The sequence below is a fragment of the Mycobacterium sp. genome (genome assembly GCF_032162105.1).
GTDB lineage: Bacteria > Actinomycetota > Actinomycetes > Mycobacteriales > Mycobacteriaceae > Mycobacterium.
In genome coordinates, this window is the sequence record NZ_JAVRPS010000372.1 from 1 (window position 1) to 12,268 (window position 12,268).

A 12,268-nucleotide genomic window follows, 5' to 3' on the forward strand; every position below is an offset into this window, starting at 1 on the left:
GGCCTATTTGAGCTATGGGACCACCGACCGTCAGGTGCGTGACGAGATCGCCCTCATCGACGCCGCCATCGGCGCGGAGGTGCCCTATCTGGTCAATCTGTCGGTCGGCGGTGCGGGAGGCACCCACTCTGCCAACGTCGTGCGGTGGCACACCGAGATCGACGCCTACCTCGCCAGCACAGGCGTCGCGGCAACGGTGGTGCGTCCCACCACCTTCACCGACAGCTTGCTGAAACTCGCCGCCAACTTCGTGCGTTCGGGCGCGTGGGGTGGCCTTGGCGGTGCGGGCCGGGTGGCCCTGATAGACACCTGCGACGTGGCGGCGGTCTTCGCAGTCATCCTCACCGACGACCCCCACCGTCATGTTGGCAAGACCTATGACATCTCCGGACCCGCGGCCGTGACGATGGGCGAAGTCGCCGAATACCTCTCCGCAGCGCAGGGCACCCGCGTCGAGTATCACGCCCGAACCGAAGCCCAGCAGCGCGCCGTGCTCGAATCTGCCGGAGTACCAGCCCTTCTCATCGATGTGTTAATAGGGGTCGACGACATCACCCGGGACAACGTCTACGCGGTACCCACTCCCACCGTCCATGACCTCACCGGCCACGCCCCCCGGTCGGTCAAGGACTGGGTGAACGAGCACGTCGCGCTGTTCGCCGGCTAGCACCGCCAACACGCGGATCAACCGTCAGTAGGAGAAGACCACATGATCGTGATCGCCAAAGGTTCCATAACTCGGCCAGAAGCGCTGGCACAACACCTCGACGACGAGGTGCGGGTCATGACTGAACTCAAGGCCGAGGGCCTCATCAAGTCCGCATACCGGCGTTCCGCGGGGCCAGGGTTCTACTTCATCCTCGAAGGACCCAGCATCGACGCCGTACGCAAAATAATCGACGCCACCCTACCGTTCGTCATCGAGAACCTCGCGACACTCGAATACGACGAGATCTATGAAATCTAGGCTAGTGACCTGGCACGATCCCGGACCCAGCACCGCCCGAGGTCAGACGATGGCCGGTCTGGACTACCTGCGGGCGATGATCGACGGCACGCTTCCGCCGCCACCCATTTGTCAGTTGATGCGGTATGACATCGTCTCGGCGGAGTCGGGTCGGGTCGTGTTCACCTGTGAGCCAGACGAATCCGCGTGCAACGGGATCGGTGTCGTTCATGGCGGTCTGGTCTGCACCCTGCTCGACTCCGTGGCCGCCCTTGCACTACATAGCACGTTGCCTCAGGGCCGCGGCTGCACCTCAGTAGAGATCAAGGTGAACTACCTCAAGGCAGTTCGGCTCGGCAACGGATTGCTCACTGCAACCGGCACGGTGATAAAGGCCGGTTCACGGATCGGCTTCACCGAAGGCCGTGTATCGGACGCCTCGGGCGCCGTGGTCGCTACAGCCTCTAGCACGCTGGCCATCTTCGACTCGTGACCCGTCGCAGTTCGACACGTCGGAGGTGGGCCTCGAAGGCAGAGAACGCCTTTCACCGCGCCCGGCGCAGGAAGTCGACGACCAGGTCTGTCGTCGCCTGCGGCTGCTCTTCGGTGATCCAGTGCCCGCAATCCGGGATGATCACATCTTCGACGTCATCGGCGACGCACCGCAGCACCGCGCCGATCATGGGGCCGAATGTGGCTTCGCCACCGATGCCCAAGACCGGCATCTGAAGCTTGCCCTGTGCAAGGAACGTCGCGTTGTCGGCCACATCCTGGCTGAACGCCAGGAACTGGGCAAAGCTCGCTCGCATTGCGCCGGGTTGCGCATGGAGCGCCGCATAGTGCTGGCGCTTCGCTTCATCGAACCGCGTCGGGTCCCGGGAGAGATCGTTCCAGAAGCGGTCCAGATAGATGCGCTCGCGGCCGGCGACCAGGCGCTCCATGTCCTGACCACCGAAGCCAAAGTGCCACATGGCCGGATCCTGTTTTATCTGATCCCAGGGTCCGATGCCGGGCAGCGGCACGTCGATCGCCACCCACCGGCTCACGCGCTCGCGGTGGCTGGCGACAACTGCGTAGCCGACCATGATGCCGATGTCGTGGGTCACCAATTCGGCCGTACCCACACCCAGGGCGTCCAGGACGCCCACCACGTCCGCCGCCTGATTCTTCTTGTCGTAGCCCCGATCAGGCTTCGACGAGAGGCCCAGCCCACGCAGGTCGGGCGCGACGACCATGTGGTCTTCGATGAGTGCGCTCGCCAGATGACCCCACATGTCGCCCGTCGTGCCGAAGCCGTGCAGCAAGACGACCGCTGGACCATGCCCGCCGACGCGCACGTGGAACTTGGCGGCGTTGGTCTCGATCTCCCGCGACTGCATACCGGCCGGGAAGGGGTAGATGCCATCGTGAAGTCCGTTGTCGTTCATCGCCTTACTCCGGGTTTGACGGGAACATGGCTCCGACGACGAGACGGCCGCGCGAATGGAGCTGCGTTTGAGACCACCCTTGTGCACCGGGTGGGCCGCGGCCATGACCGGCTTCCTCCCTGCTGACAGGCACTTCCTCCCATCGCAGGTCAGCCCGCTCAGGCGCGTTGCTTGATGTACTCCTGGTAGGCCTCCGCTGCGGCGGCCAACTCCGGGCGGTCAGCGAGCACAGGTTGCATCTTCTTCTTCGCTTCCTCGCGCTTGTACGGGAGGAATTCGGTCGGGAAGTTGCCCTCGTGCGGGCGGTAGTCCCGCAGCACGCGGCGCGCGACGGTGGCGATGTGCACCTCATCGACACCGTCGGCGATGCCCATGGTCGGGGCGCCCGCGTACATCGCCTGGATCGGAGTCAGGTCGGTAGTGCCGAGCGAGCCGAGCACGTGAAGGGCGTTGAACGACACCTCGCGCAGCACCTTGGCCATCGTGAACTTGACGGCGGCGATCTCGGTGCGCGCCTCCTGGGTCGAGGTGTTGTCGATCTTCCACGCCGTCTCGAGCACGAAGAGCCGCAGCATCTTGATCATCGCGTAGGACTCGGCGATCTTCTCCTGCACCATCTGGTGTTCGGAGATGATCTTGCCGTGCGACTCGCGGGACAGCGCACGCTCGCACATCATGTCGAAGGCAAGGTTGCACTGCGCGATGGTGCGCATGGCGTGGTGGATGCGACCACCGCCAAGTCGGCGCTGCGCCAACACCTTTGCACCATTCGGCGGTCCCAGCAGGTGGTCGAGGGGTACCCGCACATCGGTGTAGACGATGTGGTTGTGGTTTCGCGGCTCGGGCATGATCTCCACGCCCGGCGTCTTGCGCGGCACCACAAACATGCCGTTGGTGCACATCACGAACAGGATGTCGGCGACCCGGCCCGCCGAGGTGAACCACTTCTCGCCGTTGATCACCCACTCGTCGCCGTATTGGACGGCATGAGTCTTGAACAGGCTGGGGTCGCTGCCACCCTGGGGCTCGGTCATCGAGTACGCCGAGAACATGTCCTGGTTCAGCAGCGGTTTGAGCCAGCGCTCCTTCTGCTCTTCGGTGCCGTAGGCGGCGAGCATCTCCATGTTGCCGGTGTCCGGCGCCGACGCGCCGAACATGTGGGGTGCGCCGGCGTAGCGTCCGATGATCTCGTTGAGCAGACCGAGCTTGAGTTGCCCGAAGCCGGGGCCGCCGAGCTCCTCGTCGAGGAAAATCGCCCAAAGCCCCTGGTCCTTGACCTCCTGCTGCAGTTCGCGGACGTAGGCCTTGACCGCGGGAACCGGCACGCGCACCGCGTGCGGGAAGACGTGATCGAGCGGCTCGACCTTCTCCTCGCAGAACTGCTTCACCCAGTCGAGCTTCTCCTGGAACTCGGGTTCGGTACTGAAATCCCAAGCCATGCAAGCCTCCTCAGTCTTTGTCGTAGAACCTCTGGCGAAAAATGCGCGACTTGTACGTGCCCGCGGGCCAACAGGCGGGGCAGCCGCACATCTTGCGCCGGTTCGAACCGGGAACGTAGCGCCAGCCGACGACCTGCGGCACGCTACGGATCTTGTGAATCTCCTTCGCCGCGATCGCACGCGGGATGATGATCTCCAGCCCCAACGGGTCCTCGGCGTGCATGATCGCCCCGGCCGCCTCGGCGGCCGTCACCTCGACGTATTCCCGGCTGAAGTGGCCCATGAATACGATCTCGCTGTCCGGGATGCGGAAGTGGACCGCCGAGAGCGTGCGTGAGCCGGACACCCGGCGCTTGAGCTCGCGCAGCCACTGGTTGCCGACGACGACGTTCTCCAACACCGGCATCGCGCAGACGCCGTCGCGGTATTTGCCGATGCGGATCTCGCTCCGGCGGACCGATTCGGTCTCGTCTTCGTTGGTGATGTGAACGAGCATTGGCACGGCGCAACGCTAACGCACCGCGCTGGTCGGGTACCTCTATACCGCGCCTCGTCGTCGACGATCGCCCCTCGGCCCGACCCGTCGACGATGGTGGCGCCGGTCGGGTTCGACAGCACGTCCGTGGAGGTTTCGCTCCAACCGCCGTGAGCCGCCAAGTTACTGCCTGAGTGTGCATTGGTCCCGCGTCGAACTGACCGGACTAAGGCGCGTCCTCAACACCAAGATGTCGAATCCGCGCGCACCACCTCGGCACCATGGGAGGCCGGTCACCGAGCCGCGGGTCCGCGCCATTGCCCTCGAATTCGACGGCCGATACGAGAGCTTCGGCTAGAATTATTGAATGTTCGTTCCTGAAATTGTAGGATGCGCGCATGGCCAGAACCCGAGAGTTCGATGCGGACGCAGCGCTCGACGCCGCGATTGGCGTCTTTCGCGAGCATGGATTCGAGGGTAGCTCCGCCCAGATGCTGGTGGGTGCGATGGGGATCGGACGACAGAGCCTATACGCGACCTTCGGGGATAAGTGGCAGCTCTACCGCTCGGCGGTGCGGCGCTACGGAATGGGCGAATGCGCTGCCCATCTCGACGCCCTCCGCAGCGGACCACGAGCCATCGACGGGATTGAGGCGATGTTGCGTCGAGTGGTCGAAACAGCTGATCAGCCGTGTCTCGGCGTCGGCTCGATCTGTGAGTTCGGCGCGTCGCGGCCGGACCTCACAGAGATAGACGAAGTACTAGGTGCTGGGTTGCGCGGGGCCGTCGCCGGCCGCATCCGCGATGCGCAGCGCGATGGCGACGTGGCCGTCGACATCGATCCTGAAGCCACCGTCGAGTTCCTCATCGCCAACATCGCCGGCATCCGTGTCGCTGGGCGCGGCGGCGCGGGCCCCAAAACCCTGACCAGTTTGGCCGACATGGCACTGAGGGCGATTCGATAGCCCGAATTCGCCGATTTATTGAATGATCATTCATGATAGGAAGGAATCCATGAAAGCAGTGGTGATGACAGGCACGGGCGGCCGGGAGATGCTGGAGTACGTCGAGCGTCCCGACCCCACCGCAGGTCCTGACGAGGTACTGGTGGAGATCGCCCACGCGGGCGTCAACTTCATGGACATCGGTGTGCGACAGGGCATGGCGTGGACCGAGGTCCCCAATCCGAAGATTCTCGGTGTCGAAGGCGCCGGGCGCGTCCTGACGGTGGGCGAGGGCGTCCAAGGCATCTCAACCGGGCAGCGCGTCGCCTGGGTGTACGCGCCAGGAAGCTATGCGGAACGGATCGCGATTCCGGCCACCTCGCTGGTGCCGATCCCCGACGCGATCGACGACCGCGTGGCCGCTTCGGTAATGATGCAGGGCCTCACTGCAAGCCACTTCGCGACCGACTTCTACCCGGTGTGCAGCCCGGAGACACCGCGTTCGTCCACGCGGCCGCCGGAGGCCTGGGACTGCTGCTCACCCAGATCATCAAGCTGCGCGGCGGCCACGTCATCGGCCGAGTCTCCTCGGAGGCCAAGGCCCCCGCGGCCAAGGAGGCTGGCGCCGACCACGTGGTCGTCGATGCCGAGGGCCGGTTCGCAGAGGAGGCGCTGCGGCTCACCGATGGCGAAGGCGTGCACGTCGTCTATGACGGCTCCGGACCCTCGACGTTCCAAGGGTCACTCGACGTGCTACGCCGATCGGGCACGTTCTGCTGGTACAGCCCCGTCCTCGGCGGGCCCGGTCCGATCGACATCATGAGCCTGCCGAAGAGCATCAAGATCGGCTATGCCGTGTTCCTCGACCACATACCTACTCCTGCGCTGCTCCGGGCCCACACGGCACAACTATTCGACTGGATCGCCGAAGGGAAGCTCGAGGTCCGGATCGGGGGCGAGTACCCGCTGGCCGACGCGGCGAAGGCCCACGCCGACATGGAGAACCGCAAGACCGTGGGCAAGCTGCTACTGGTGCCATGAGCGTTGGCACGACGGGCATCGAACGACTCAATCGATAGGGCCAAATCATGGACAAACACGAATTCGACCAGATGAACCGCACGGTGATCAGCGAGTTCCGCGCCACCGGAGGCAAGGCCAGCGGCGTGTTCTCGGGCAAGCCACTGATTCTGGTTCACCACATTGGTGCGAAGTCCGGGACCGAGCGCATCTCGCCACTGGTGGCGCTGCTGTTTGACGGCCGGATCTTCGTCTTCGCCAGCAAAGGCGGCTCCGAGAGGAACCCCGACTGGTACGGCAACCTCGTAGCCCACCCGAACGTCATCGTCGAACTCGGCACCGAAACATTCCCGGCAACAGCGCGCACGCTAGAGGGAGCCGAACGCGATGACATCTACGCGAAGCAGAGCGCCCTCGAACCGCAATTCGGCGATTACCAACGCATGACTCGGCGCATCATCCCGGTCGTTGAGTTGGTCAGGACTATTGACTGAAGCCAAACCCCGTAATCCGCTGGTGCTCCGACGCCACTGCTCAGTGGGGGCTGTTCAGTGGGGCTGTTCAGTGGGGCGGGCGGGGCTCGAACCCGCGACCAATGGATTCGGTATCTGACGGTTCTCGTCATCCCGCACCAAAGCCGGTTATTTCTCAGTGCTGCAATGCATTGGGCTTCCCCCGTTCCCAAAGACACCCCGCGCTTTCCGGCCGTTTCCCGTTCATACTGGGTGAATAAACGATGACCGAAATCTGCATGAGCAGAGTCCAAGATTGATCTGCGCCGAGGGCGCCTCCCCTATCCCTGCTCTCTGCTTGACGCTGGCTGCCACCTCCGACACATATGCCGCCACGCACTGACGGTGGTCGGTGGTGAATGCTCGGCGGAGCCGACCGCGCAGCGCCTTGGCATTGAGCACGGACGCCGGCAGGTGCCATCATCTGCGCGCCGTCGGATGTGGCGCCATCGGGGGCTCACGTCACTCAACGCGTGGCCAATATGCGACTGCCAGGGCTCGACTGCGACTGCCCCAGACACGACGCCTCGAACTTCCGAGTGTGAGGCGGTTTAGGCCACTGACAAGATTTCGTTTGCACTGGTCAGAGCCTTGCAGACCGGTCGAATTGGACCCGTCAGAGCACCTGGTCCGAAAGTTTGGCCCCATTTTGGCCCCATAGAAATGGGGTCGCCGATCCGCCATTCGTCTGGTTCGTGCGCGGGATCACCCGTCAGTAGTTGTCTGGAATGGTGACGCCGTCGCACATGTCATGTCCCGGGTACCGCTGAAGCATGTTGACGGTGTAGCTATCGCTCGGATTGTAGGGATTGACGCCCAATGCCATCACCGCTCGGCAGACTTCGATATTGATGCCGTCAGCGTGCGCTGTCGGCGCGAGCCCGAGGCGAGACCTGCGACTGCGAACGCTGCACTAATCAGCTTCTTGCTCATGTGTCGTTCCCTCGGATCTAGCGTCGTCCCTTATGCCTGTTCCCACCGGGGGATGCCGCCGACGAGCGTGCACTTCAACCCGACCGCTTCGTGGGTTTTCCCCAGCCAGTCTGCCGGACACGGGTTGCCGACCACCACGTCGGGGATGATCACCCACTGCTGTGGGTTCGCCGGATCGTCGACCTTCTGGCACTCGATCGCCGGCTGCCCGTAGCCGCCCGGCCCGAGGGTGCCGATATGGGCGCAGCCGTTATCGCTCGGGTCGGCGGAGGCGACGCCGGGCCCTGCTGCGAACCCCACCGTCCCAGCGAATACAGCGGCAATCACCAACGACTTCATTTCGATCCCCAGCGACTGCGGTGAATTCGAGCGGGCGTTGCTCGTCGTCCATAGGACCCGGTCACCAGACCACCACCTCGGCGTTGTTGCCGCCCGCGCAATGGACTGCGTCAGCCATGTGACCGTCGGTGAAAGTGACGGTGGTGTGCCCGACACAAAACATGCGGTACGTCTGGTCGGTGACAGGCGAGTACGCGATCACAGGGTTACCGGCCTGCCCGAACCAGGCGATGCGCACATTGTCGGCGAACGCGCATGTGGTCGGTGTGCCTGCGACAACCCCAGCGCGCCCCGATGGGCAGATCATGAATAGGTCGTCAGCATGCGCGGGTGGGGCGAGTGTCAGCGCAGCGGCCGTGGCGGCGATGGCGGTGGCGATTCTCGTGAGTTTCATGATGCCCACCTCGTCGGCTCGGTAGTTCTACGGGCTACAGCTAACGCTACGCGGGCTCTGCATATTTCGTAATTGGTTTGCCATATCCCGTCTTATAGCTCGATAGACTGCAAGAAATCCGCTATCTGTAGTCGTATCCGGGTTGCTCGATCTGGCGCATGAGTGCTGAGTGGCGAATTTCGCCAGAGAAGAAGTCCGTGGATTGGACCGAGTGCCGTGACAGGCCGACAACCAACCCTTAGATTCGGACGATTGATACGAAACGTCTACAGGTAGCATTATCTGTATACGTTTCATAACATATAGCTGAGAGAGGAGGTGGCACTAGTGGATGCCCTGACACCGAGCACGGCGGGTCGGGCTGGCTTGTCGCGCATCGGGCTCTACCGCGGCGCGCGCGCCGGTCGGTTCGACCGCATCGCCCGCGGCATCTACCTGCCCGCCGAAGTGTCGGCCGCCGATTGGGATCAGCTCGAGGCCGCGACACGGCGCCCCGATGCCACCATCTGTCTCACCTCGGCGCTCGCCCATCACGACCTCACCGACACGATCCCCGCCGCGCTGGACATAGCGATCCCCCGCGGATCGCGAACACCTGCCAGCACCGGGGCGATCGCATGGCATCACTTCGACCGGGCCACCTTCGAGATCGGCCGCGAGCAGACCACGATCCCGGGATCGGCCCAGACAATCGGGATCTACTCCCCCGAACGGTCGATCGCTGACGCGTTTCGGCTGCGCGGCGAGGTCGGCTACGAACTGGCCCGCGACGCACTGCGAGAGTGGCTCCGGCGAGGCGGCAAACCGGCTCGGCTGATCGAGATCGCCTCTCGCCTACCCCGGGCGAAATCCCCAGTCCTGCAAGCATTGGACATCCTGGGGTGAGCTCAGGCGACGACGTGTTCCGCCGCATCCAGTCCGTGGCCCGGTCCACAGCGGCAAAGAGCGGGACCAGCGCACCGACGCAGGAGTACCTGATCCGGCACACTCTCGAATCGTTCCTCGACCGGCTCACCCGCACCTCCCACGTCGGCGACTTCGTCCTCAAGGGCGGAATTCTGTTAGCCGCCTACGGGGTACGGCGCCCGACGAAAGACACCGACTCCAACGCCATCAGCACTAACGTCACCGCCGAACGTCTCGCCCAGGTGGTCCGCGACATCGCCGCGATCGACGTCGATGACGGCGTGGTGTTCGACCTCGACACGATCAGCGTGCAGGAGATCCGCGAGCAGGCCGCCTACCCGGCCTTGCGCGTACGAGTCGCCGTATCGATCGGACCGTGGAAGGGCGTTGCAGCCTGGGACGTATCCACCGGAGACCCCATTGTGCCGCCGCCCCGACAGGTGACCATCGACCGAATCCTTAGCGACCCGATCGCGCTGCTTGGTTACGCGCCTGAGACGACCATCGCCGAGAAGGGGTCACCATTCTCGAACGCGGCATCACAAGCACGCGCTGGCGTGACTACGTCGACATCGTCGCGCTCGCACGGGGCGGCATCGACCCCGACGAGCTTCTCCGCTAAGCCCGGGCAGTCGCTCTCCACCGCGGAGTCACTCTCGAACCGGTCGCACCGCACCTCGCCGGCTACGGCGCAGTCGCACAAGCGAAATGGGCCGCATGGCGCCGCAAGGAACACCTCGAGTCTGCCTGCGAGCAAAACCTCGACGACCAGATCACCCTCGTCGCTTCCTACCTCGATCCGGTCTTCCTCAAGGGCCCCGAATAGCGGATTCGGTTTTGACGGTTCTCGTCAGTGAACGATGCTCGTTATGCTGTGCGGCTCAACGACTTTGGTTCGTACAGCGTTCATTGGGAGAACTGTCCTTTCCCACCGAGTCCCGTTCATACTCGCCGAATAAGCGATGACCAGATGTGGCGCCGTGCGCTTTGTGACAACCTCGTGGCACGAGCCCGTGGGGACACATCGCGGCCCGCGAGTCCGCGGCTATCGGGTGCCTCCCGAAGATCCAACGCGAGTCCTCTACACGGGGATCCTCGTCGACCGAGCCGCTTTTCGTCTTGCCACGACCCGGTGCTGATGCCGGGCCGTGGCAGAACGATGTCGGTTATCTGCCGATTAAGCATTCCCTGTGGCACGACCGATCTCGACAGTCTGCCCGTCGAAGGGAGCGTTGCACGCCGCCACCAGTTGCCACGACTGGCCGATGAGCGGAGCTGGGAAGGTCAGCGTCGTACTTCCCTTGGCGGCAAGACTGAAGTCGCGGTGAACTGGCAGACCCAGCCCATTGGCTTCCGTCGCATCGTAGGTGCATTGAGCGGCCAGGTCCGACGTGTTCCCGACGGTGACGTTGGCCTGCAGACCGCCCTTCTGGACGTTCATCGTCACGGCATTCGTCGGCGCAACCTTCTTCACGGGGCATGTCGAGCCTGCTGGAAGCGTGGAACCGTCCGAGCACTGGACTGGCGGCGGCGGTGCCGCGACAGGCGGAGGTGCCGCGACAGGCGGAGGCGGTTTGGCTGGCGCCGTGTATTTATAGGCCGACCAGGGGCCGCACCAGTCGTGCTCCCCGAGGCCCGTATTCTTGCGGCAGCCCTGAGCCGAGATGGTTTCCGTCTTACCGGGCGACGTACTGACCCCCTGCCTGGCAGTCTGCCCGCTAATACATTTGAAGTCGTACTCGTGCTGGCTCTCGTTGTTAGTTATCTGGCCAGCGACTGTGACGTGCACGGCATCAACGACGTAGTCGCCGTTCACGCGCGGGCAGCCACCAATGATGCAGGTCGCGTGGATATCGCTGTCCTGGCTACACGTCATCGTGAGCCCATTGGGCAACGAATCGGCGTTTGACACCGGCATCGTCAGACCGACGGTGAGGCCGGCCCCCGTCACCGCAATCGCGAACGCTGCGAGTATTCGTTTTCTATCCATGACTTGACCCCTTAGTTCCCCAATTTGTCGCTTGGATCCGAGCACCTGCTTGACGGATACAAAGCGTAGAAGAGTTGGGGGAACATTAGCGGTGTTTGCACAGAATTCTCTAAGCTGATGAAAAGCTCTGATCCTCAAGATGTACTCAAGGCAGTAACTGTTGCTGCCTAATATCTAGCAAAGGTCAGAGTTTCACCGGCCGGTCTGTGGACGCCAGTGCGGTGAATAAGCGATGACTGATCACGGCAGTCGCCCCGAAATGGGCTCAAGCGGGACGGGCGGCGCTCGAACCCGCGACGAATGGATTTGGGTTTGGTGGTTCTCGCGGATTCTTCTCGATCCCCGTTATCCCCCTGTGCTACAAGGGATTCCGATGTCATTGCTTCCTACCGATTTAGTCGCGTGACCGTCCCGCGGCGACTCGGCACATCCGGTCGATTCCCGGTCATTCAGGGGACAGCCGGCAACAGCCTTGCGCTCGTCAACGGATTTGCAGGCCGCCCTCTTCGCGTCCGCAGATCCGACCGCGGATTGCCCGACTATCCGGTCAGTTAGCGGGCGGACGACCCGCTGATGTGAACCTGCCCGCGGTTTCTCGGTAATATCTGGCCGATGAGCAAACACCAACTCACACGTTGGGTGTTGCGTCATTCGTGGTCACGCGGTTTGCGACGCACCGGCCTGGGCGCCGCCGCAGCACTGGCCGCCGGTGTTGTGCTGATTGCGCCAAGCGCGGTCTCGCCTGGCGTCCCCTCGGCCAGCGCCGACGACTGCCCGGACGCCGAGGTGACCTTCGCCCGCGGCACCGACGAACCGGCCGGCGTCGGGCGCGTCGGCCAGGCCCTCGTGGACTCGCTGCGCCAGCAGACCGGCATGAACATCGGTGTGTATGCGGTGAACTACAAGGCAAGCCTCCTCCAGTTGCACACCGACGACGGCTCCA

General features: G+C 63.7%; 15 protein-coding genes and 1 pseudogene. 10 read left to right on the forward strand and 6 right to left on the reverse strand.

Features of this window, described 5'->3' with window-relative positions:
• The 3 genes from QOC69_RS18875 to QOC69_RS18885 form a co-directional block, all read left to right on the forward strand.
• The coding region (locus tag QOC69_RS18875; protein WP_526442335.1) for a Rossmann-fold NAD(P)-binding domain-containing protein at window positions 1–667 on the forward strand (667 nt) is incomplete at its 5' end.
• Between the two features lie 42 nt (window positions 668–709).
• Entirely contained in the window at window positions 710–967 is a 258-nt protein-coding gene (locus tag QOC69_RS18880) for a hypothetical protein (protein WP_526442336.1), read from the forward strand.
• 49 nt (window positions 968–1,016) lie between these two features.
• Window positions 1,017–1,439 (forward strand): PaaI family thioesterase, encoded by a 423-nt coding sequence (locus QOC69_RS18885; protein WP_526442337.1) that lies wholly within the window; start codon window positions 1,017–1,019, stop codon window positions 1,437–1,439.
• Between the two features lie 52 nt (window positions 1,440–1,491).
• On the opposite strand, the gene QOC69_RS18890 is transcribed toward QOC69_RS18885, so the two are convergent.
• The 3 genes from QOC69_RS18890 to QOC69_RS18900 form a co-directional block, all read right to left on the reverse strand.
• Window positions 1,492–2,373: an alpha/beta fold hydrolase gene (locus QOC69_RS18890; RefSeq protein WP_526442339.1), complete on the reverse strand. Its 882-nt coding sequence runs from the start codon at window positions 2,371–2,373 to the stop codon at window positions 1,492–1,494.
• Window positions 2,374–2,531: 158 nt separating this feature from the next.
• Complete coding sequence (locus QOC69_RS18895; protein WP_526442341.1) at window positions 2,532–3,812, reverse strand: acyl-CoA dehydrogenase family protein; 1,281 nt, start codon at window positions 3,810–3,812, stop codon at window positions 2,532–2,534.
• Window positions 3,813–3,822: 10 nt separating this feature from the next.
• Complete coding sequence (locus QOC69_RS18900) at window positions 3,823–4,314, reverse strand: hypothetical protein (protein WP_526442343.1); 492 nt, start codon at window positions 4,312–4,314, stop codon at window positions 3,823–3,825.
• Between the two features lie 371 nt (window positions 4,315–4,685).
• Between QOC69_RS18900 and QOC69_RS18905 the strand changes: the two genes are divergently transcribed.
• From QOC69_RS18905 to QOC69_RS18920, 4 genes and pseudogenes are all read left to right on the forward strand, one after another.
• Entirely contained in the window at window positions 4,686–5,252 is a 567-nt protein-coding gene (locus tag QOC69_RS18905; protein WP_526442345.1) for a TetR/AcrR family transcriptional regulator, read from the forward strand.
• Window positions 5,253–5,340: 88 nt separating this feature from the next.
• Window positions 5,341–5,619, forward strand: a pseudogene (locus QOC69_RS18910) (alcohol dehydrogenase catalytic domain-containing protein); the annotation flags it as partial.
• Window positions 5,620–5,711: 92 nt separating this feature from the next.
• Window positions 5,712–6,272 carry a zinc-binding dehydrogenase gene (locus QOC69_RS18915; protein WP_526442347.1) on the forward strand — a complete coding sequence of 187 codons (561 nt, stop codon included), beginning with the start codon at window positions 5,712–5,714 and terminating at the stop codon, window positions 6,270–6,272.
• Window positions 6,273–6,319: 47 nt separating this feature from the next.
• Window positions 6,320–6,745: a nitroreductase family deazaflavin-dependent oxidoreductase gene (locus QOC69_RS18920; RefSeq protein ID WP_526442349.1), complete on the forward strand. Its 426-nt coding sequence runs from the start codon at window positions 6,320–6,322 to the stop codon at window positions 6,743–6,745.
• Between the two features lie 981 nt (window positions 6,746–7,726).
• On the opposite strand, the gene QOC69_RS18925 is transcribed toward QOC69_RS18920, so the two are convergent.
• Window positions 7,727–7,996 carry a hypothetical protein gene (locus QOC69_RS18925; RefSeq protein WP_526442351.1) on the reverse strand — a complete coding sequence of 90 codons (270 nt, stop codon included), beginning with the start codon at window positions 7,994–7,996 and terminating at the stop codon, window positions 7,727–7,729.
• 100 nt (window positions 7,997–8,096) lie between these two features.
• Window positions 8,097–8,429 carry a hypothetical protein gene (locus tag QOC69_RS18930; protein ID WP_526442353.1) on the reverse strand — a complete coding sequence of 111 codons (333 nt, stop codon included), beginning with the start codon at window positions 8,427–8,429 and terminating at the stop codon, window positions 8,097–8,099.
• A 327-nt stretch (window positions 8,430–8,756) separates the two neighbouring features.
• On the opposite strand from QOC69_RS18930, the gene QOC69_RS18935 reads away from it, so the two are divergent.
• Complete coding sequence (locus QOC69_RS18935) at window positions 8,757–9,314, forward strand: type IV toxin-antitoxin system AbiEi family antitoxin domain-containing protein (RefSeq protein WP_526442355.1); 558 nt, start codon at window positions 8,757–8,759, stop codon at window positions 9,312–9,314.
• Window positions 9,311–10,192 (forward strand): nucleotidyl transferase AbiEii/AbiGii toxin family protein, encoded by an 882-nt coding sequence (locus QOC69_RS18940; protein WP_526442357.1) that lies wholly within the window; start codon window positions 9,311–9,313, stop codon window positions 10,190–10,192. Before QOC69_RS18935 ends, QOC69_RS18940 begins: the two co-directional genes overlap by 4 nt.
• A 320-nt stretch (window positions 10,193–10,512) precedes the next feature.
• Here the strand turns inward: QOC69_RS18940 and QOC69_RS18945 are convergent, their stop codons facing one another.
• Window positions 10,513–11,325: a hypothetical protein gene (locus QOC69_RS18945; protein ID WP_526442359.1), complete on the reverse strand. Its 813-nt coding sequence runs from the start codon at window positions 11,323–11,325 to the stop codon at window positions 10,513–10,515.
• Between the two features lie 612 nt (window positions 11,326–11,937).
• Between QOC69_RS18945 and QOC69_RS18950 the strand changes: the two genes are divergently transcribed.
• A partial coding sequence (locus QOC69_RS18950; RefSeq protein WP_526442361.1) for a cutinase family protein occupies window positions 11,938–12,268 on the forward strand: 331 nt, incomplete at its 3' end.